The 19,895-nt window shown below is 73.5% G+C and carries 16 protein-coding genes; 7 read left to right on the top strand and 9 right to left on the bottom strand.

Translation table 11 applies throughout. The features are described from left to right. Window positions 1-69: 69 nt before the first annotated feature. From ACZ5ON_RS08030 to ACZ5ON_RS08020, 3 genes are all read right to left on the bottom strand, one after another. On the bottom strand, window positions 70-252 hold the full coding sequence (locus ACZ5ON_RS08030) for a Trm112 family protein (RefSeq protein ID WP_344638005.1): 183 nt from the start codon (window positions 250-252) through the stop codon (window positions 70-72). 118 nt (window positions 253-370) lie between these two features. Continuing rightward, complete coding sequence (locus tag ACZ5ON_RS08025) at window positions 371-1,756, bottom strand: phosphomannomutase/phosphoglucomutase (protein WP_465587085.1); 1,386 nt, start codon at window positions 1,754-1,756, stop codon at window positions 371-373. Between the two features lie 100 nt (window positions 1,757-1,856). Then, a complete protein-coding gene (locus ACZ5ON_RS08020) occupies window positions 1,857-2,324 on the bottom strand; it encodes a DUF3499 domain-containing protein (RefSeq protein ID WP_465587082.1) in 468 nt (155 codons plus the stop codon). Window positions 2,325-2,358: 34 nt separating this feature from the next. Between ACZ5ON_RS08020 and ACZ5ON_RS08015 the strand changes: the two genes are divergently transcribed. After that, complete coding sequence (locus ACZ5ON_RS08015) at window positions 2,359-2,817, top strand: metallopeptidase family protein (protein ID WP_344638008.1); 459 nt, start codon at window positions 2,359-2,361, stop codon at window positions 2,815-2,817. Between the two features lie 46 nt (window positions 2,818-2,863). On the opposite strand, the gene ACZ5ON_RS08010 is transcribed toward ACZ5ON_RS08015, so the two are convergent. From ACZ5ON_RS08010 to ACZ5ON_RS08000, 3 genes are all read right to left on the bottom strand, one after another. Beyond that, window positions 2,864-4,564 (bottom strand): DUF5719 family protein, encoded by a 1,701-nt coding sequence (locus tag ACZ5ON_RS08010; protein ID WP_465587078.1) that lies wholly within the window; start codon window positions 4,562-4,564, stop codon window positions 2,864-2,866. A gap of 9 nt (window positions 4,565-4,573) precedes the next feature. Beyond that, window positions 4,574-8,437: a glycosyltransferase gene (locus ACZ5ON_RS08005; protein WP_465587075.1), complete on the bottom strand. Its 3,864-nt coding sequence runs from the start codon at window positions 8,435-8,437 to the stop codon at window positions 4,574-4,576. 318 nt (window positions 8,438-8,755) lie between these two features. After that, entirely contained in the window at window positions 8,756-9,028 is a 273-nt protein-coding gene (locus ACZ5ON_RS08000; protein WP_280696109.1) for a WhiB family transcriptional regulator, read from the bottom strand. A 680-nt stretch (window positions 9,029-9,708) separates the two neighbouring features. Between ACZ5ON_RS08000 and ACZ5ON_RS07995 the strand changes: the two genes are divergently transcribed. The 3 genes from ACZ5ON_RS07995 (at window position 9,709) to ACZ5ON_RS07985 (ending at window position 12,728) form a co-directional block, all read left to right on the top strand. Further along, window positions 9,709-10,341 (top strand): cysteine dioxygenase, encoded by a 633-nt coding sequence (locus tag ACZ5ON_RS07995; protein WP_465587072.1) that lies wholly within the window; start codon window positions 9,709-9,711, stop codon window positions 10,339-10,341. Between the two features lie 108 nt (window positions 10,342-10,449). Further along, a complete protein-coding gene (gene cofD, locus ACZ5ON_RS07990) occupies window positions 10,450-11,442 on the top strand; it encodes a 2-phospho-L-lactate transferase (RefSeq protein WP_465587069.1) in 993 nt (330 codons plus the stop codon). Beyond that, complete coding sequence (locus tag ACZ5ON_RS07985; RefSeq protein WP_465587066.1) at window positions 11,439-12,728, top strand: coenzyme F420-0:L-glutamate ligase; 1,290 nt, start codon at window positions 11,439-11,441, stop codon at window positions 12,726-12,728. The genes cofD and ACZ5ON_RS07985 overlap by 4 nt, the downstream gene beginning before the upstream one ends. 32 nt (window positions 12,729-12,760) lie before the next feature. On the opposite strand, the gene ACZ5ON_RS07980 is transcribed toward ACZ5ON_RS07985, so the two are convergent. After that, on the bottom strand, window positions 12,761-13,669 hold the full coding sequence (locus ACZ5ON_RS07980) for a DNA-3-methyladenine glycosylase family protein (RefSeq protein ID WP_465587062.1): 909 nt from the start codon (window positions 13,667-13,669) through the stop codon (window positions 12,761-12,763). A 97-nt stretch (window positions 13,670-13,766) separates the two neighbouring features. Next, entirely contained in the window at window positions 13,767-14,936 is a 1,170-nt protein-coding gene (locus tag ACZ5ON_RS07975) for a peptidoglycan recognition protein family protein (protein WP_465587056.1), read from the bottom strand. 102 nt (window positions 14,937-15,038) lie between these two features. Here ACZ5ON_RS07975 and ACZ5ON_RS07970 point away from each other — a divergent pair, with 102 nt between their 5' ends. From ACZ5ON_RS07970 to ACZ5ON_RS07960, 3 genes are all read left to right on the top strand, one after another. Then, complete coding sequence (locus ACZ5ON_RS07970; RefSeq protein WP_427392864.1) at window positions 15,039-15,830, top strand: TIGR03089 family protein; 792 nt, start codon at window positions 15,039-15,041, stop codon at window positions 15,828-15,830. Between the two features lie 37 nt (window positions 15,831-15,867). Next, window positions 15,868-17,253, top strand: coding sequence for an LCP family protein (locus ACZ5ON_RS07965; protein ID WP_465587048.1), 1,386 nt, complete (start codon window positions 15,868-15,870; stop codon window positions 17,251-17,253). A 198-nt stretch (window positions 17,254-17,451) separates the two neighbouring features. Continuing rightward, on the top strand, window positions 17,452-19,104 hold the full coding sequence (locus ACZ5ON_RS07960; RefSeq protein WP_465587044.1) for an LCP family protein: 1,653 nt from the start codon (window positions 17,452-17,454) through the stop codon (window positions 19,102-19,104). Window positions 19,105-19,139: 35 nt separating this feature from the next. On the opposite strand, the gene ACZ5ON_RS07955 is transcribed toward ACZ5ON_RS07960, so the two are convergent. Next, window positions 19,140-19,751, bottom strand: a complete 612-nt coding sequence (locus tag ACZ5ON_RS07955; protein WP_465587041.1) for an acyltransferase — start codon at window positions 19,749-19,751, stop codon at window positions 19,140-19,142. Between the last annotated feature and the right edge of the window lie 144 nt (window positions 19,752-19,895).

Here is a 19,895-nt window from a genome sequence, read left to right as displayed (position 1 = left end):
CTCAGGACCGGCCGGCAGTACGCGGCGCCGCGGACCCCGTCGCCGGTCGGTCGTGCATCGGACGGGATGTCAGGAGGGGCGCCGGGCCTCGTCCACCAGCAGCACCGGGATGCCCTCGCGGACCGGGTAGACCAGACCACAGGTCTCGCCGGTGCAGCGCAGCTCGTGCTCCTCGCCCTGGCCGGACTCGGTGAGCGCCGAGTGGCACTCGGGGCAGACCAGGATCTCCAGCAGGAAGGACGGCAGGCTCATGGGCGTTCGGCTCCTCGGGAAACTCGGTCGTGCGGGGGGCGGACGGCAGAGCGCCCCGGCCGGTAGCAACCCTACCGGCCGGGGCGCCCACGGGGTCACAGCCCCGCTCGATCGGCTGTCAGCCGCGGACGACGGCGAGCACCGCGTCCCGGACCTCGGCCATCTTCGCCGGATCCTTGGCCTCCACGTTGAGGCGCAGCAGCGGCTCGGTGTTGGACGGGCGGAGGTTGAACCACCAGTCGGCCCCGGCGACGGTCAGCCCGTCGAGCTCGTCCATGGTGACGCCCTCCTGGCCCGCGTAGGCGGCCCGGACGGCCGCGGTCGCGGCGGCCTGGTCGTCGACGGTGGAGTTGATCTCGCCGGAGGCCGCGTACCGGTCGTACTCGGCGGTCAGCTCGGAGAGGGTGCCCGGCTGCCCGCCGAGGGCGGCCAGCACGTGCAGCGCGGCGAGCATGCCGGTGTCCGCCCGCCAGAAGTCGCGGAAGTAGTAGTGCGCCGAGTGCTCGCCGCCGAAGACCGCGTCGGTGGCCGCCATCTCCTGCTTGATGAAGGAGTGGCCGACCCGGGTGCGGACCGGCTCGGCGCCGAGCTCGCGGACCACCTCGGGCACGGTCCACGAGGTGATCAGGTTGTGGATGATCACCGGCTGCTGCTCGCCCGCCGCCCGGGCGCGGGCGATCTCGCGGGCGGCGACCAGCGCGGTGATCGCGGACGGGGAGACCGGTTCGCCGCGCTCGTCGATCACGAAGCAGCGGTCGGCGTCGCCGTCGAAGGCCAGGCCCAGGTCGGCGCCGACCTCGACCACCTTGGCCTGCAGGTCGACCAGGTTCTTCGGGTCGAGCGGGTTGGCCTCGTGGTTGGGGAAGGTGCCGTCCAGCTCGAAGTAGAGCGGGACCAGGTCGAGCGGCAGCCCGTCGAACACGGTCGGCACGGTGTGTCCGCCCATGCCGTTGCCGGCGTCCACGACCACCTTGAGCGGCCGGATCCCGGCCAGGTCGACCAGCGACAGCAGGTGGTCGGCGTAGCCGCGCAGGGTGTCCCGGCTGGTCAGGGTGCCCTCGGTCGCCTCGACCGGCGGGATCTCCACGGTGCCGTCGGCGGCGGTCCAGGACTCCACCAGCTCGCGGATCTCGGCCAGTCCGGTGTCCTGACCCACCGGGGCTGCCCCCGCCCGGCACATCTTGATCCCGTTGTACTGGGCCGGGTTGTGCGAGGCCGTGAACATGGCGCCGGGCAGGTCCATCGCGCCGGACGCGTAGTACAGCTGGTCCGTCGAGCACAGGCCGATCTCGACCACGTCCGCCCCGTAGGAGGCCGCGCCCTCGGCGAAGGCCCGGGACAGCGCCGGCGAGGAGGGCCGCATGTCGTGGCCGACCACCACGGCCGAGGCGCCCGTCACCCGTACGAAGGCCGCACCGAACGCCCGCGACAGCGGCTCGTCCCACTGATCCGGCACCACACCCCGGACGTCGTACGCCTTCACCAACTGCGTCAGGTCACGCACAACCGCTCCACCAGAATGTCGGGGGTACTAGAACGTACCGCAGCGTACCGGGCCCAGATGGGGGCCAGGTGAACACGGCGAGGACGGGGGCTGGATCCCGTCAGTTGTCCGGGGAACGAAGCACCCTCAGGTGTCCGCGGCGGCCGACCTCGGTCGAGTCGGCCTCGGGGCCGCGGCCCTGCCGGGGGGTGCGCTCCTGCGGCCTGGCGGCCTCGCGGACGGCGTTGGCCAGCGCCTCCAGGTCGTCGCTGGTACGGCGCAGCGGCCCGGCGTCGGCGGCGAGGCGGACCACCTCCCAGCCGCGCGGGGCGGTGAGGCGCTCGGCGTGCTCGGCGCACAGGTCGTAGCAGTGCGGCTCGGCGTAGGTGGCGAGCGGGCCGAGGACGGCGGTGGAGTCCGCGTAGACGTACGTCAGCGTCGCGACGGCCGGTCGGCCGCACGCGGTCCGCGAACAACGACGTACAGAGCTCACGAGGGTGGACGGTACAGCACTCCAGACCGGGCCGCGAAGACCCTCCCCCTGCCGAGTGTCGTGTGTCGCCGACGCGAGCCTGCCGGTGTGGTCCATTTCCGGGCGTGAGAGGACTACGCTCGGTACTGATATGGACAGCTCCGCACCCCGTTCACCGGTAGAGCCGACCGGCCCGTCACGGCGCTCAGGGCACCGCGACCGGCACGGCCGTGGCCTGCGCGGGCCGCTGGCGCCGCCTCAGGTTCCCATCTCGCTGACCCGATCCGAGCTGTTCGACGACTACGTGCGCGAGTCGGTGGAACGGCTGGAACGGCGCTGGCCGCAGCTGGTGGACGTGGAGTTCGCCGTCCAGGAGGTGCCGCTGCCCGAGCCGGGCGCTCCGGAGCCGGACGGTGTGCCGCTCGGCCGGCTGATCCCGGCCAAGCAGGGGCGCAAGAGCCGGATCGTGGTGTACCGGCGGCCGGTGGAGATCCGCGCCAAGGGGCGGGACGAGCGGGCCGCCCTGGTGCACGAGATCCTCATCGAGCAGGTCGCCGACCTGCTCGGGCTCTCCCCGGACGCCATCGACCCGCGCTACGACGAGGACTGAGCCCGAAAGGCCCTCCTGGGGTGGGGAGGGCCTTCGGCGGAGTCGCTCAGGGGCGGTTGAGGACGCCCGGGTCCTGGGCTGCGTGCGGGACCTGGACGGTGCTGTGGTCGTCGGTGAGCGACTGGACGGTGAACATCGGGACGTCCTTGGTGTTCACCGCGAGCATGCGGGCGGCCACCACCGGGCCTCCGGAGACGGTCTCCACGGTGAGGCCGAAGACGCCGTTCAGGCCACCGGGCTCGGGCGCCGGCAGGGAGACCGTCGCACCGGCCGCGATCTGGACCTCCTTGCTCGCCGGGGTGCCCCCGCCGCTGCCCGCCGAGGCGGTCACCCGCACGGTGGCCGCGTCACCGGTCGAGGTGAGGTAGAGCGTGGACGCACCGGCCCGGTTGTCCGCGATGCTCGCCCGCTTGCCGACCGGGGCGCTGCCGGCGATCCAGGCGGCGTCGGACTTGCCGTTCTGGGTGCGGTCGATCCGCAGTCCGGCCACCACCGGCGTCGGGTGGGCGGGGTCGCTCGGGCTCAGCCGCAGTGCCCCGACCTCGTTCCGGGTGACGTTGCCCAGGTCGACGGCGGCGATCATGCCCGCCTTGACGTGGATGGCCTCGTGCCCGGCCGGCGTGAACCAGCCGTTCTTGCCGGAGACCTGGATCTTCAGGTCGGCGTCGTCCGCCCCGGGCGCGGCGACCACCAGCCGGGTCGAGGCGGCGTCGGCGGGCAGGCCGGGCAGCACCTGGGTGGGCGCGGGAGCGCCGGCCGCGGGTACGTAGTCGGCGCCCTTGCCCTCGTCGATGGCGTGCAGCGCGGCGCCCACCCGGCCGCTGCGGGCGACCACCTCGACCGCGAGGTCGGTCACCTGGTCCTTGACCAGCGAGGAGAGCCGCAGCGACTGGGTGCTGCCGGGGGCGACGGTGAGCCCGGTCGCGGCGTCCACGTCGATCTGGCCCTTGTCTCCGAAGAACTTGAGGTCCACCACGGCGGGGGCGGTGTCGCCGTTGACCAGGTTGACGTAGTCGGTCCGGGAGCTCACGGTGCTCGCACCGGCGAACCAGAAGTCGGTGCCGGACGGGCCGCAGCGCAGACCGGAGAGGCCCGCCGTACGGGCGTCGGTGACGGTGGTGGTCTGGCTGACGGTGAAGCCCGGTGCGTAGGCGCCGGTCGCCACGGCGGCGGTGCCGGGCGGGGTGTCCCCGGAGGCCGCGGCTCCGGTCGCCGGGACACCCGCCTTGCTCAGTGAGAGCCGGGCCCCGCCGGGCGCGGCGGAGGCGGCGGCCGAGGAGGACGGGCTCGCCGAGGGGGAGCCGGACGGCGCGGCCGGCGCGGAGGCCGAGTCCGACGGCGCGCCGGACTGGCCGGCGACGTCGGTCAGCGTGGCGCTGCCGCCGCTCGCCGCGGCGCCCGTCGGGGTGAACATGGTCAGATCGGTGTTGCCGGTGACGCCCTGGAGCGGGGCCGGGCAGACCACCGCGGTCCGCTCCACCTGTGCCGAGGTCGTGCGGCCGGCGTTCCCGAGGCTGCCCGGCGCGGCCGGCGAGCGCAGCTCGGCGATCCCGAACACCGCGGCGAGCACGGCGGCCGCCGCGAGCAGCGAGACGCCGGTGCGCGGGCCGCCGGCGGCGGACGGCCGGGGCCCGGCGGGCTTGGCCGCCACCGGCTCGGCGGCGTCCCCGAGGTCGTCAAAGGACTTGCCGGACTTGCCGAAGGACGGCTTCTTCAGGCCGGGGGCCTTGAGGCTGGGCTTCTTCATGAGCTCGGGTCAGCTCCCCGTTCCGTTGTGGTGCGGGTGACCGCCGGTGCCGTAGGGGCTGTTGGGGTCGTAGTAGGTCTCGGCCTGCTGCTGCCCGGGCGCCCATGCCTGCTGCTGCGGCTCGGCCTCCGGGTAGCCCTGGTAGGGCTGCTCGTAGCCGTACTGGCCGCCGTACGGGTCCTGGTACTGCTGCCCGTACTGCGGCTGTGCGGCGGGCTGGTCGGGGTACGGCTGCCCGTACTGGGTGTCCGCCGGCTGGGCGTACTGGTCCCAGGTGTAGGGATCGACCTGGCCGTACGGGTCGGCCTGCTGGTACTGGTCCTGGAACTGGTCCGGCTGGAACTGCTCCTGGGCGTACTGGTCCGGGTCGGCCGGGGCGGCGGGCGCCGGCTCACCGGTCGGCTGGGCCGGAAATGCCGTGGTGTACACGCCCGCCTCCGGCTCCCCGCCCTCGCCCTCGCCGCGCTCGGCGAGGCGGCGGGCACGGCGGCTGCCTGGGGCCGGGGGCGCCGCCTGGGCGGCGGCCAGTGCCTGGGCGGCGACCACCTCGTCGGGCAGGTCGTCGTCGTTGTGGTTGCGGCGGCCGGGCAGGGCCAGCACCAGGAGGGTGACACCGAGCAGCAGCTGAACGGCGATCCAGCCGCCGTGCATCAGGCTGCCGCCGCGGGTGACCTCCAGCCGGCCCCCGTTGGCGGGGAGCTGGAAGCCCTGGGCCCAGCCGTCCACGGTGACGCTCTTCAGCGCGGTGCCGTCGAGGGTGGCCTGCCAGTCGGGGTCGGCGTTCTCGGCGAGACGCAGCACCCGGCCGGCCGGCCCGGCCGGGATCGTGGTGGAGATGTCGTGCTCACCGGACGGGACGGAGACCGGCGCACCCTTGGCGCTGGTGATGACGACCCGGGTGGCCACCGCACCGCTGACCTGCCACAGGGCGGTGCCGTTCTCCTCGCTGAGCTTGGTCAGGCCCGGGGTGGTGCTGAGGACGTCCTTGGCCTTGCCGGTCAGCGGGGCCTTGGTCTCGACGTACCCGATGCCGTACCCGGCCAGGGCCTTGGCCTGCTCGCCGCCGGAGCCCGCGAGCAGGCTGCCGACCAGCTTGGTCAGGCTGTCCTGCACGGCGTCGTCGCTGTTCACGGTGGACTCGACCTGGCCGAGGGTCAGCCCGGCGCCCCGGATCAGGTTGTAGCGGACGTCGGTGCCGCTCTGGTCGCCGTTCAGCAGCAGGGTGCGGGGGCGGTCGCTGGTGGCGGCCTCCTCCGCGACGAAGGCGGGGACCTGGGTGGCGTCGCCGCGGCGCAGCGGCCAGTCGGCGCCGACCACGGTCCACCAGACGGCGGTGCCGAGCGGGGCGAGCGCGGCGGCGGCCAGCACCAGTGCGGCGACCGGCTGGCGCCAGCCGAAGGCGATGCCGGAGACGCGGGCGTTGGCGCCGTCCGCGCCGATCGCGGCGGCGGCCAGCAGGGCGACGCCGGCGAGCAGGGTGGCCGGTCCGGCCCAGGCGGCGGTGGGGGCCCCGCCGGACGCGGGGGTGACGGTGGTGCCGGCCACGACGACGGCGAACAGCAGCCCGGCGGCGGCCGCGGCCCAGGCGGCGAGCACCGCGCGGCGCCGGTCGGCGCGCAGCAGGGCGGCCAGGGCGGCGAGCACGATACCGGCGGAGAGCCAGGCCGGCGGGACGCCGTTGCCGCCGGGGTTGACCATGATCAGCCCGAACGGAGTGGCGGCGTGCCCGCTGAACCCGGGCAGGCCGGCCTCCAGCAGCAGCCGGGAGGGGTGGCCGAGCACCTGGAGCGACCAGGGGGCGAGCACCAGGACGGGCACGCCGAGCACCACCAGGACGCGCAGGCCGAGCAGCCGCAGCGCGGTGAGGCCGGAGCCGAAGGCGCCGCCGCGCACCACCGCGTACAGCAGCGCGGCGAGGCTCAGCGGCACCGCTATCGCCCAGGTGAGCGGGACGAAGGCGGTGCCGATGGTGAGCATCAGCACGGTGGTCCAGGCGCTGCGCCAACCGGGGCGGCCGCCGCGCGCCGCGGTCTCGGTGCGGATGCCGAGCCCGGCGGTGACGGCGGCGGCGCGGGCGAGCGGCGGGAGCACCACGGCGAGGACGGCGGTGCCGATCCGGCCCTGGGCGAGCGCGCCGGTGGCGGCGGGCAGCAGCGCGTAGCTGGCGCTGGCCCAGGCGCGGACCAGCCTGGAGCCGATCAGCGGCCGGGAGACCAGGTAGGCGCTGACGGCGGCGAGCGGGACGGAGAGCACCACCAGCAGGGTGATCGCCAGGTTCGCGTGGTCGAACAGCAGCCAGGAGAGCACCGAGAGCACGGCCAGGTACGGCGGTGCGGTGGCGGTGGAGCCGGTCCCGATCGGGTGCCAGGAGTCGGCGTACATGTTCCACAGGCCCGAGGCGCCGTCGGCCGCGGGCAGCAGGGCGCCGCCGAGCAGGCTGCCGCTGCCGAGCAGGGACCGGCAGGCGGTCAGGGAGAACACCAGCAGGGCGGTGAACAGCAGCGGCGCCGGACGCCGGGCCAGCTTCTTGAGCAGCGCGAACTGCTCGACCACCAGGTCGTCACTCTCGTCGTCGCTGGGCCCGGACTCCACCGAGCCGTGGCGGCCCGCGCCGGCGCCGTCGGTACTGCCGATGCCGAGCGAGCTGATGGCCTGTTCGACGGCGAGGCGGGCGGTGGCTCCGGGGGCCGGGAAGAGGCTGCGGTCGTCGAGGGCGTCGGCGCTCCTGGTCCGTTTGCGGCGCTTGCGGGCGATCATCACCCGGGGCAGCCGGACCAGTTCGTGGCCGAGGCCGGCGAGTTCGTCGAAGGCCTGACGCGGGTCCTTGCCGACCAGGTTGGCGAGCACCCGCAGCAGGGTGCCGATCACCAGCCGGAGCAGGACGTACGGCAGCAGCGCGCCCTTGCAGTTGGCGAGCAGGGTGTAGACGGCGCCGGCCTTGTCGACCCGGTGCGGGTGGGCCGATCCGCAGTCGATCGCGCGGCGCTCCCGGCTGGCCGCCTCGGCGTGCCGCAGCACCGCGTCGGGGGAGACGACCACCCGGTGCCCCGCGGCGTTGACCCGCCAGCAGAAGTCGGTGTCGTCACGCATCAGCGGCAGGGCCTTGTCGAAGCCGCCGAGCTCCTCGAAGACGTCCCGGCGCACCAGCATGCCCGCGGTGGAGACGGCGAGCACCGGGCGGACCTGGTCGTGCTGGCCCTGGTCCTGCTCGCGGCGGTCCAGGCCGGTCCAGCGCCGCCCGGAGCGGGCGATCGAGACGCCGACCTCGAGCAGCTGCCTGCGGTCGTACCAGCTGCGCAGCTTGGGACCGACGACGGCGGCGCTGGGGGTGGAGTCGGCGACCTGGAGCAGCCGGCGCAGTGCGTCGGTCTCCGGTTCGCAGTCGTCGTGCAGCAGCCAGAGCCACTCGATCGGGCGGGTCTCCCGCGGACCGCCCCGGTCGAGGTCGTCCTGGGTGCCGAGCGGGTGGCCGAACTCGTCCCAGCCGCCGGTGACCGGGTCGTAGCCGGACGGGTCGAGGCTGTAGGACAGGTCCTCGGGACGCAGCGGAGGGGCGCTCGCCACCGCCTGGCCGACGGCCGTGCCGAAGCCGGCGCGGCGGCCGAGGATCAGCGGGCCGCTCGGCGGCAGCCAGTCACCGAGGGTGTCCTGGAGCAGTTGCGGCGAGGTGTCGGTCGAGCCGGTGTCGACGGCGAGGATGCGCTGCACCTGCCGGTCCTGGCCGAGCAGTCCCGCCATCGCCTGCGGGAGCCAGCGGGCTCCGTCGTGCGAGACGATCACGGCGGTGACCAGATGGCGCGGATACGCGGGCGGCCTGGTGGTGGAGAAGCCGCTCTGTTGGCTGTAGACGGTCATCGAGTGCGCGGGCCCCAAGTTTTCAGTGGACGCAGCCAGTGGACGCAGCCGGTGGACAGCGGACGGTGTGCGATGCCGTCCTGATGGGCCGTGGAGCACGGTCCTGGCGGCGGCGCGCGGCCCGGATGCGGGCATCCGGATGGCCCACCACACTAACGGCTCTCGATGGCCGAGTTGCCCCCGGAGTGGGTGGAGACGGTGGCCGGGGAATGCGAAAGCGCCCCACCGTCCGGGTGAGGCGCTGGCAGAGCTGCGGTGCGGACCCGGCCCGATGGGGTGGGTCGCCCGATGGGGCCGCGGGTGTGACGGGCGGCCGGATTGCTTCGGTGGTTGCGGTCAGACCGCGCTCTTCTTCAGCCGACGGCGTTCGCGCTCGGAGAGCCCACCCCAGATTCCAAAACGCTCGTCATTTGCGAGCGCGTATTCGAGGCATTCCGAACGGACTTCACAGGCAAGGCAGACCTTCTTCGCCTCGCGGGTGGAGCCACCCTTCTCCGGAAAGAAGGACTCCGGATCGGTCTGGGCACACAACGCCCGTTCCTGCCAACCGAGTTCCTCTTCGTCCTCTTCGATGCCCGCACCGATCAACAGTTCAAAGAGCTCGCTCATTTGGCGCGCCTCCTCTGCCCCTTTTGGCGTCCCCGTGGTGTTGCCGTTGCCTGGAGCGGCGGAACGACACGAGTGAAATTACATGTGCGTCACTCTGGCCCAGTCAAGCCGAGCTCTGGTATTGGGCCGAGGATTCACTCCCCGGAACCAAGGCGCTACGACAAGTGTACATATCCGGACATTCGGGACTTGTGGCATCAATCGCCGTCAATCGCCTGGAATCACCCATCTGCTGACTTGCAGTCAACACGGCGCACCATGAACCTGACCACCCCCCGAACGGGGGGACGCCGGGGAGTAGTCGCCCGGTTGCCAGATCATCCGGCTGCTTTCCCAGCGATCTACGCATTGAAACCTAGAGGGTGATTTATCACTCCTTCCGGTGATTCATAGCAGATCTGTCCCATATGCCGGACCGCTCGGGTTGACACTGTCACCCCTCCTGCGGTGTCCTTGCACCTATGTCAGAGTCCGCCACCCTCCGGAGCGCCCGCCGGGCGCAGCTCCGCCGTGCCGCGGACTCGCTCTGTTGTCGCCTCTGTTCCTGCTGTATCTAGGCGCTCGCGTCCCACCGCGCGCCGCCCAGCAGAAGCATCGAGGCCGCCCGCGACGACAGTCCCCCTGCTCTCTCAGCGGATCCGGCTGATCCCAGACCACGACCAGCCGCCCGAGGACTCCCCGTGCGAATGCCGCGCATCCGCAAGCGCAACCGCGACCACAACAAGACCGCCCGCCGCCACGCCCTCACCATCGCCCCGCCGCGCCGCCCGGACACCGCGCACCGGGCCGTAGCCGGCTGGGCGGACGGCCTGAGCGACGTCTCCATCGCCGGTGACCCGCTCGCCTTCCCCCACCTCGCCCGCACCGACCTGCCCAGGCACCCCACCACCGTGGCCGGGTACGCACAGCTCGTCCGCCAGATCGCCGCCGACCGGGACCGCTGGGCGCCGCTGGTCCGGTACGACGCGCTCACCCGCTGGTACGCCCGGCTGGAGACCGGCCCCGGGTACGAGGTCTGGCTGCTCAGCTGGCTGCCGGGCCAGGGCAGCGGCTTCCACGACCACGGCCGGTCCTCCGGTGTGATGGCGGTCGTCGAGGGCGAGCTGGTCGAGCGCTCGCTGACGCACGCGGGCGAGGGGGCGCGCACCCTCCGCCCCGGCGGGCAGCGCGTCTTCTCCTCCGGCTACCTGCACGAGGTCGTCAACGCCTCGCTCGAACCGGCCGTCAGCATCCACCTCTACTCGCCCGGCCTGGTCGAGATGAACCGGTACGAGGACTCCCCCGCCGTGGCGAAGCAGCCCGAGTCCCGCTGACCCCGCGGCCGGAACGCCACGCCCCGGGAACCACGCCCCGGGAGCCGCGGCCCGGGGAACCGCGCGCGGAATGCGGTGGTGCATCAGGGGGCCTGGCAGGATGAGTCCATGCGCATCGTGGCACTGGCAGGCGGGATCGGTGGGGCGCGCTTTCTGCGCGGGCTGAAGGCGGCCGTCGCCCCCGGGGACGAGATCACCGTCATCGGCAACACCGGCGACGACATCCACCTCTACGGTCTGAAGGTCTGCCCCGACCTCGACACCGTGATGTACACCCTCGGCGGTGGCATCCACGAGGAGCAGGGGTGGGGCCGGGCCGACGAGACCTGGTCGATCAAGGCGGAGATGAAGGCGTACGGCATCGGGCCCGAGTGGTTCGGCCTCGGTGACCGGGACTTCGCGACCCACCTGGTGCGCAGTCAGATGCTCACCGCCGACTACTCCCTGAGCCAGGTCACCGAGGCGCTGTGCGTGCGCTGGAAGCCGGGCGTCCGGCTGCTGCCGATGAGCGACGACCGGGTCGAGACCCATGTGAAGATCACCGACGAGGCCGGCACCCGGGCGGTCCACTTCCAGGAGTACTGGGTCAAGCTGCACGCCGCCCCGGACGCCGAGGCGATCATCCCGGTCGGGGCCGACACCGCCAAGCCCGCCCCCGGGGTGCTGGACGCGATCGCCGCGGCGGACGTGATCCTCTTCCCGCCGTCCAACCCGGTGGTCAGCATCGGCACCATCCTGGCCGTCCCCGGTATCCGGGAGGCCGTCGCCGCGGCGGACGCGCCCGTCGTCGGCCTCTCCCCGATCATCGGCGGCGCGCCGGTGCGCGGGATGGCCGACAAGGTGCTGGCGGCCGTCGGCGTGGAGACCACCGCCGCGGCGGTGGCCCGCCACTACGGCAGGAAGGGCGTCCCGGGCGATGGCGGGCGAGGGGTGGGCCTGCTCGACGGGTGGCTGGTGGACACCGCCGACGCGGACGCGGTCGCGGACGTGGAGGCGGACGGGATCACCTGCCGGGCGATCCCGCTGCTGATGACCGACGTCGAGGCGACGGCCGCGATGGCCCGCGCCGCCCTGGAGCTGGCCGAGCAGGTGCGCCGGTGATCCGGCTGCTGCCCGTCACCGGGCTGCCCGAGATCGGATCCGGTTCCGATCTGGCCGAGCTGATCGCCAAGGCCGGTGAGTTCGAGGACGGCGACATCCTGGTGGTCACCTCCAAGGTGGTCAGCAAGGCCGAGGGCCGGATCCTGCACGCCGCCGACCGGGAGGCGGCGATCGACGCCGAGACCGTCCGGGTGGTCGCCCGGCGCGGTCCGGTCCGGATCGTGGAGAACCGCAACGGCCTGGTGATGGCCGCCGCCGGGGTGGACGCCTCCAACACCGAGCCCGGCACCGTGCTGCTGCTGCCCGAGGACCCGGACGCCTCGGCCCGTCGGCTGCGCGCCGGGCTCCAGCGGCTGACCGGCCGCAGGCTCGCCCTGCTGATCACCGACACCTTCGGCCGCCCCTGGCGCAACGGGCTCACCGATGTCGCCATCGGAGCCGCCGGGCTGCCCGTCCTGGAGGACCACCGGGGCCGCACCGACAGCCACGGCAACGAGCTGGCGATGACGGTCGTCGCGACCGCCGACGAACTCGCCGCCGCCGCCGACCTGGTGAAGGGCAAGGCCACCGGCACCCCGGTGGCGGTCATCCGGGGCCTCGGCCACCTGGTCACCGCCGAGGACGGCGACGGCACCCGGCCGCTGATCCGGTCGGCCGCCGACGACATGTTCCGGCTCGGCACCTCCGAGGCCGTCCGGGAGGCCGTGACGCTGCGCCGGACCATCCGCTCGTTCACCCCCGAACCGGTCGATCCGGGAGCCGTGCGCCGCGCGGTGGCCGCCGCGGTCACGGCGCCCGCGCCGCACCACACCACGCCCTGGCGCTTCGTCCTGCTGGAGACGCCCGAGGCGCGGACCCGGCTGCTGGACGCCATGCTCGCCGCCTGGCAGCGCGACCTGCACGAGCTCGACGGCTGGGACGAGGAGCGGATCGCCCGCCGCACCGCACGGGGCGACGTGCTGCGCGACGCGCCGTACCTGGTGGTGCCCTGCCTGGTGATGGACGGCTCGCACGCCTACCCGGACGAGCGCAGGTCCGCCGCCGAACGGGAGATGTTCACCGTCGCGGTCGGGGCCGCCGTGCAGAACCTGCTGGTCACCCTGGCCGGCGAGGGCTACGGCTCGGCCTGGGTCTCCTCCACCATGTTCTGCCGGGACACCGTCCGCACCGCCCTCGGCCTGCCCGGCGAGTGGGATCCGATGGGTGCCGTCGCGGTCGGCCGGCCCGCCCAGTCGCCCCGGAGTCGGCCGGCGCGCACGGCGGAGGCCTTCATCACCGTCCGCTGAGCGCGCGCCGCGGGGCGACCGCCCGCGCGCGCTCAGCGGCGGCGGTGGTCGTTCGGGGCGAGGCGGGGGCCGTAACGGGGAGCGTGCGGGCAGGTCAGGGCGATCAGGCGGCAGACGCGGTGGCGGTGGCCCGCGTAGGGGGCGAGCAGGTCGAGCATCTGCTCGTCGGTGCTGCGCGGCCGTCCCGCCAACGCCCAGCCGACCAGGTTGGGGAGGTGGTAGTCGCCGACCGAGACCGCGTCGGGGTCGCCGTTGCTGCGCTGCAGGGTCTCCGCCGCCGTCCACAGGCCGATGCCGGGAACGGCGGTGAGCCGTGCCAGGGCGTCCGTGTGGCCGAGGGCGGACGCCTCCTCCAGCCGGGGCGCCAGCCGCACCGCCCGCATGACGGTCGCCGAACGCTTGGGGTCCACCCCGGCCCGGTGCCACTCCCAGCTCGGGATCCGCGCCCACTCGCGGGCCGACGGCGCCACCCGCATGCCCTCGGCGGGCCCCGGCGCAGGCGTTCCGAAGTCACGCAGCAGCGTGCGCCAGGCCCGGTACGCCTCGTCGGTGGTGACCTTCTGCTCCAGGATCGCCGGCACCAAGGACTCCAGCACCAGACCGGTCCGCCCCAGCCGCACCCCGGCGTGGACGCGCTGCGCCTCGCGCAGCGGTCCCTGGGGCAGCACCAGCCCGGAGGGGTCGTCCTCGGCGCCGAGCAGGGCGGGCACCCGGTCGAGCAGCCAGTCGGCGCCCGGCCCCCAGGCCTGCGCCGCCACCTCGCCCGCGCGGGCCGCAAGCCGCAGGGTGCCGGGACCGTCGGGCGTACGGGAGGCCCGCCAGATCGAACCGTCGCCGCCGGTCCGGTACGCCGGATCGGCCGGGCCCCGGCGCAGCGGGATCAGGGTACGGGCCAGGTCGAGCGGGTAGCCGGGGCGCCAGTGCCGTTCCGTTCCCGGCATGCCCGCTCACCACCCCGTCTCGTCCCGGCCCCGGCGCACCGTCGGGGCACCCTGAACCATACGCGCGCGGCCGGGGAGGATGACGGCTGCGGGCCGGTCACCTGCCCTGGAGGCGGGCGGCGGCGGACCGGATGCCGGACAGGCGGGTGTAGAGCTCGTCGCCCGGGCAGTCGGTGTCGAAGGCGTCGCGGTGGCCGGAGACGGTGTTGAAGCGGACGGTCCGGCCCTTGGGGTAGCGGCTGCCGTCGGAGTCGGAGACCAGGTTGGTGGTGCCCTGGGCGTCGACGCCGGTCAGGCCGAGCTTCCAGGCGGCGGTCTTGGCGATGCCGTCCAGTTGCTCCTGCGGGACGGTCGCGTCGTCGTACGTGCCGATCGCGGCGACCCCGGCGCTGTCCGTGTTGAAGCCGAGCGTGTGCGCGCCGAGGACCGACCGGTCGACCCCGCCCGCGCGGCCCTCGTAGACGGTGCCGCACCTGTCGACCAGGAAGTTGTAGCCGATGTCGCGCCAGCCGTTGGTCTTCACGTGGTACTGGTACATCGCCCGGATCAGCTTCGGCGAGTCCGCGCAGGTGTACTTGTTGGCGGTGTCGGTGTGGTGGACGAAGACCGCCCGCACGTTGCCCGTGTAGACGAAACCCTCCTCGCGCAGCGACTCGTCCGCGCCCCAGCCGGAGCGGGTGACGATCGCCGGGCGGGGCGCCCCGTGGGCGTCCCGGCGAGCCTTGCCGGGCGGCAGGGCGGCCGACTCGCCCACGGGATCGGCTCCGGGGTCGACGAGCTCGACCCGCAGTCCGGCCGGCAGCGGGCCGGCAGCGGCGACGGCCCGGACGGCGATGCCGTCGCTGGGCCCGACCCACAGCGGCGCGGTGGCGCCCCGGCCGGAGCGCTCGTCGGGGTCGGGGCCGTCCTCGAACTCGGCGGTGAGCCGGTGCCAGCCGCTCCACCTGCCGGTCTCCGTGCTCCGGCTGCGGACCTCGACGCTACCCGCAAGGGTGACCCTCGGGTCGTCCCAGCTGACGCCGACCAGGGCGAAGGAGCCGGTGGCGCGGTCCTGGATCTCGCGGATCTCGCCTGCTCCGGACGGGTGCACCGGCCGGGCTCCGCCTGCCGGCCCGCGCCGGGGCTCCGCCCCGGGCCCGGGCGGCGCCAGTGGCAGGGTGGTGACGCTCCCCGGGCCCGGCCTGACCGCGACCGGGCCCGCGAGGGCGTGCGGGGCGAACAGGGCGGCGGCGGTCGCGCCGAGGGCGGCGAGCAGAGAAATACGCATAAAGGGGATATTGGGGGTAAATCACTTCGGGCGCCATGCCACCGGGCGAGCCGCAGCCTCCCTCCCGGAGGCTTCTCGGGAGGCCGTAGGCTGGGCGGCACCATGACTGCGCCTTTCGCTGCCGACGCCCGCACCCCCGCCGAGCTGCTGCACGCTTACCTGCGCGCGGGGGCCCCCGATGCGGATCCCTCCCGTCCCCTGGTCACCTTCTACGACGACGCCACCGGCGAGAGAGTCGAACTCTCCGCCAAGACCTTCGACAACTGGGTCGCCAAGACCGCCAACCTGCTCCAGGACGAACTCAACGCCCAGCCCGGTGACCGGGCCGCCCTGCTGCTGCCCGCGCACTGGCAGAGCGCCGTCTGGCTGCTGGCCTGCTGGTCGGTCGGCGTCACGGCGGTACCCGGAGGCGACCCGGCCACCGCCGACCTGGTCATCAGCGGTCCGGACGGCCTGGAGGCCGCCCAGACCTGCGAGGGCGAACGGGTCGCCCTCGCCCTGCGCCCGCTGGGCGGCCGCTTCCCGCAGCGCCCGGACGGCTTCCTCGACTACGCCGCCGAGGTGCCCGGCCAGGGCGACCGCTTCGCCCCGTACTCCCCCGTCGACCCGGAGAGCCCGGCGCTGGAGACCACCGTGGACGGCCTGCCGCTCAGGCTGACCGGCGAGCAGACCGTCCAGCTCGCCCGCGAGGGCGCGCTGCGGCTCGGCCTCGGCACCGGCAGCCGGGTACTCAGCACCCTCTCCTACCAGGACTGGGCCGGCCTGGAGGCCGGGCTGCTGGCTCCGCTGGCGGCCGGCGCCTCGGTGGTGCTCTGCCGGAACTCCGACGGTCTGACCGCCGAGCAGTGGGACAAGCGGATCGAATCCGAACGGGTGACTCTGCGACTGGGCTGACCCGGCCCGACCGGCCTCGGGGGTAGGCATCCCCGACATGGCAGCGGATCACCCGGGGGACGACTCCGGCACGGACGACCCCGGCAAGCGCCCCCCGACCTCCGAAGGCGGGGGGCGCCGCCGATTTCTGCAGGTGCTGGCCGGTGCGCTGGCCCTTCTGCTGCTCGCCGCGGGCGCCCTGGCCTGGCTGGCCTACCGCAAGCTGGACGGGAACATCGGTACCGACGACGTCACCGGCCGGCGGCTGCGGAACGACGAACGCGACCGGCCCGACCGGGACGCAAGGGCCGGACAGGCCCTGAACATCCTGCTGATCGGCAGCGACTCCCGGGCCGGGGCCAACGCCGCGTACGGGTCCGACGGCACACCGGGCTCGGACGGCGGGCAGCGCTCGGACACCACGATCCTGCTGCACCTCTCGGGCGACCGGCGGCACGCCACGGCGGTGAGCATCCCGCGCGACCTGATGGTGACCGTGCCGCCCTGCCAACTGCCGGGCGGCACCCGCTCGACCAGCCGGCTCATGCAGTTCAACTGGGCCTTCGAGCTGGGCGGACCAGCCTGCACCATCCGGGCCGTGGAGAAGTTCAGCGGGATCCGGATCGACCACCACCTGGTCCTGGACTTCACCGGCTTCAAGAAGATGGTGGACGCGGTGGACGGCGTGGACGTCTGCGTCTCGAAGCCCATCCACGACCGCGACGCCAGGCTGGACCTGCCCGCCGGGCGGCAGACCCTGCACGGCGAACAGGCGTTGGGCTACGTCCGGGTCCGGGAGAGCCTGGGCAACGGCAGCGACACCGAGCGGATGGAGCGTCAGCAGCAGTTCCTGGCCTCACTGGCACGCAAGGTGCAGTCCCAGGGAGTGCTGCTCAACCCGGCCCGGCTCTGGCCGCTGCTGGACGCCGCGACCTCCGCGATCACCGCGGACGCCGGGCTGAGCAAGCTGAGCTCGCTCTACGACCTGGTGGAGGAGCTGCGCAGCACTCCGCCGGAGAACCTGGCACTGCTGACCACCCCGCGCCGCCCGTACCCCGGGAACGCGGACCGGGACCAGCTCGTCCAGCCGCAGGCCGACCAGTTGTTCTCGGCGCTGCGGACGGACCGGCCGGTGACGGTCAGCCCGTACGCGCCCGCGCCCACGACCGTTCCGGTCCCGACTCCCGGCGCCATTGCCACGGCCTCCGCCACGGCCGCACCGACCGCGTACGGCGGCTCTCCGGCTGGTGGCGGGAACGGCGTCGCGAGCCCGTCCACCGGCCTCGGTGCGGACCCCGGGCTCGGTCCCGGTCCGGGTTCCGGGCCGAACCCCGGCGCCCGGATGACCCCCGGCGCGAACCTCGTCGCGGGTAGCGCCTCCCCCGAGACGGGTCCGACCCTGCAGGGCAGCACCGCCGCGCTGGACCTGTGCAGCATGCACTGACACCCCAGCAGGTTTCGGGGCTTCAACCGGATCCGACTGGAGGTGCGCGCCGAGTAACCGGTCGCTCTACCCAGCGTCAAGCTTGAATAAGAGTGAAGTTCTGATTATGTAACAAAATTCAGTCCAGCTCGTGATGTCAGGTAGGTTCCCGTGTGGCCGACGGGGGCCCGATTTTCACGAGAGGCGGCTGACCAGCCGATGACCAACGTCCAGCCGATGTCCGGCGAGCCTTCGGACGACTCCGGCATATCCGAGCTGGGCGGGGCCACCGCCCGACGGGGGACCAAGGGCGGCCGCAAGCGCGGGCGCCGCTGGATACGCATCACCGCGGCCACCCTCGGGCTGACCCTGGTGGCGGGCTGCGGTGCCGCGTATCTCTACTACCAGCACCTCAACGACAACATCCAGTCCGGCAGCAAGAACCTCAGCGACGCCAAGGGCGCCAAGACCGCGCCCAACGCCGCAGGCCAGACCCCGCTGAACATCCTGATGATAGGCACCGACAGTCGCGGCTCGGCCGCCGACGTCGCGCTCGGCGGTGCTGCCGACGACGCGGGACGCCCGGGCCTGGCGGACGTCCAGATGCTGCTGCACATCTCGGCCGACCGAACCAACGCCTCGATGATCAGCATTCCCCGCGACACCCTGGTGGACATCCCGACCTGCCACAGCGAGGACGGCAAGACCACCTATCCCGCCACCAAGCACACGATGATCAACGAGGCGCTGCCACGCGGCGGCCCGGGCTGCGTGGTCGGCACCTGGATCAAGCTGACCGGCCTGGAGATCGACCACTACATGATGGTCGACTTCGCCGGAGTGGTGAACATGGCCGACGCAGTCGGCGGGGTCCCGGTCTGCGTCAACATGAACCTCTACGACCGCTACCAGCCGGGCATCGGCGGCACCGGCCTCAAGCTGCCCAAGGGCACCACGTACATCAAGGGCGAGCAGGCCCTCCAGTGGCTGCGGCTGCGCGACGCCTGGGGCGACGACATCGGCCGCACCAAGGCGCAGCACATGTATCTCAGCGCGCTGATGCGGCAGTTGAAGAAGAACGGCACGCTCGCCGACCCGGGCAGGCTGATGACGCTGGCCGAGGCCGCCACCAAGTCGCTCCAGGTCGACAAGCCGATCGCCGACATCAAGAAGCTCTACGACCTGGGCAACGACATCAAGGCCGTGCCCGCCGAGCGGACCACCACCCTGACCGTGCCGGTGGACACCGCGCCGACCGACCCGGACCGGCTGGTGCTCAACCCGGACACCGCTCAGATCTGGAAGATGCTGCTGGCCGACACGCCGATCGACGGCAAGTCGCTGAAGGCGGCCGAGGGTTCGTCGGGCGGTACGTCCGGTGGCGCTTCGACGGGTGCTTCCGCCAGCCCCTCGCCCAGCGGCACCACGGCCGCCGCTCCGGCCCGGGAGATCAGCAAGGGCGCGGTCCAGGTCACCGTCCAGAACGCCTCCGGCGCCTCCGGACGGGCGTCCGAGATCAAGAACGCCCTGGTCGACGCGGGCTTCAGCAAGGCCACCACGACCGCCAACGGCGACGTGCAGGAGAGCACGGTGCTCACGTACGGCAGCGGCCAGAGCGCCCAGGCCCAGGCGATCGCCGCGGCGCTGGACCTGCCCAGCAGCGCGCTGCAGGAGTCCGGCAGCGGCAGGACGCTCAGCCTGGTGATCGGCTCCGACTGGACCAGCGGGAGCAACTACCCGGCCTCGGCCGGCGGCTCCGGCGGCAAGAAGTCGGCGCCGACCAAACTGCCCAAGTCGGTGGAGAGCGTCACTGCGGACGACGAGAAGAGCTGCATGACCGTCAACCCGCAGGGCCACATCTACACCTACTGAGCCGGCCGCGGGAGCCGGGCCGCCGGACCGGGGCGCTACGGCGCCTCGGCCAGCACCCCGCCGGTCTCGACGTACTCCTCGCCGGTGCGCGGGCAGCGCCAGCGCCCGCCACCGGCGTCGGTGAGCGGTTCGCCGGCGCGGCCGACCCACTTGATCCGGCGCGCGGGGACACCGGCCACCAGGGCGAAGTCCGGGACGTCCCGGTGCACCACGGCACCGGCGGCCACCAGCGCCCAGCGGCCCACCGTCACCCCCGCGACCAGCACCGCCCGGCCGCCGACCGAGCAGCCCCGGCGGAGCGTCACCCCCTGGGCGTGCCAGTCCTCGCCGCGCTTCAACTTGCCGTCCGGGTCGACCGATCGCGGGTACATGTCGTTGGTCAGCACCGCGGCGGGCCCGATGAAGACCCCGTCCTCGACCACGGCCGGCTCGTAGACCAGGGCGTGGTTCTGCAGCTTGACCCGGTCGCCGATCCGCACGCCGGGGCCGACGTAGGCACCGCGCCCGATGATGCAGTCGGCGCCGATCTCGGCTCCCTCGCGGACCTGCGCCAGATGCCACACCGTACTGCCGGGGCCGATCACGGCCCGCTCGTCCACATCCGCGCTGGGCTCGATCCGGGCTGATGGTCCATCGGTAATCGCCATGCCGCCGAACATAGCGGCCGGCGGCCGGGCGGCGAGGCGATATCGGGTACTTCGGGAAGGCGAAGGGGCGGGGGGGGGGGGGGGGGGGGGGGGGGGGGGGGGGGGAACACGAAAAAAGTTCTCCCTCCAGCCATATCCTACCCT

The sequence above is a fragment of the Kitasatospora sp. NPDC032150 genome, assembly GCF_055579945.1.
This window is presented reverse-complemented; position numbering and strand designations above follow the sequence as displayed.

Excerpts from the sequence above, each read along its gene's own strand:
- ACZ5ON_RS07955 (WP_465587041.1), bottom strand. The coding sequence starts at position 19,751 with ATGGCGATTACCGATGGACCATCAGCCCGGATCGAGCCCAGCGCGGAT.
- ACZ5ON_RS07980 (WP_465587062.1), bottom strand. The coding sequence starts at position 13,669 with ATGCCGGGAACGGAACGGCACTGGCGCCCCGGCTACCCGCTCGACCTG.
- ACZ5ON_RS08010 (WP_465587078.1), bottom strand. The coding sequence starts at position 4,564 with ATGAAGAAGCCCAGCCTCAAGGCCCCCGGCCTGAAGAAGCCGTCCTTC.
- ACZ5ON_RS07965 (WP_465587048.1), top strand. The coding sequence starts at position 15,868 with ATGGCAGCGGATCACCCGGGGGACGACTCCGGCACGGACGACCCCGGC.
- cofD (WP_465587069.1), top strand. The coding sequence starts at position 10,450 with ATGCGCATCGTGGCACTGGCAGGCGGGATCGGTGGGGCGCGCTTTCTG.
- ACZ5ON_RS08015 (WP_344638008.1), top strand. The coding sequence starts at position 2,359 with ATGGACAGCTCCGCACCCCGTTCACCGGTAGAGCCGACCGGCCCGTCA.
- ACZ5ON_RS08020 (WP_465587082.1), bottom strand. The coding sequence starts at position 2,324 with ATGGACCACACCGGCAGGCTCGCGTCGGCGACACACGACACTCGGCAG.
- ACZ5ON_RS07960 (WP_465587044.1), top strand. The coding sequence starts at position 17,452 with ATGACCAACGTCCAGCCGATGTCCGGCGAGCCTTCGGACGACTCCGGC.
- ACZ5ON_RS08000 (WP_280696109.1), bottom strand. The coding sequence starts at position 9,028 with ATGAGCGAGCTCTTTGAACTGTTGATCGGTGCGGGCATCGAAGAGGAC.
- ACZ5ON_RS08030 (WP_344638005.1), bottom strand. The coding sequence starts at position 252 with ATGAGCCTGCCGTCCTTCCTGCTGGAGATCCTGGTCTGCCCCGAGTGC.
- ACZ5ON_RS07975 (WP_465587056.1), bottom strand. The coding sequence starts at position 14,936 with ATGCGTATTTCTCTGCTCGCCGCCCTCGGCGCGACCGCCGCCGCCCTG.
- ACZ5ON_RS07970 (WP_427392864.1), top strand. The coding sequence starts at position 15,039 with ATGACTGCGCCTTTCGCTGCCGACGCCCGCACCCCCGCCGAGCTGCTG.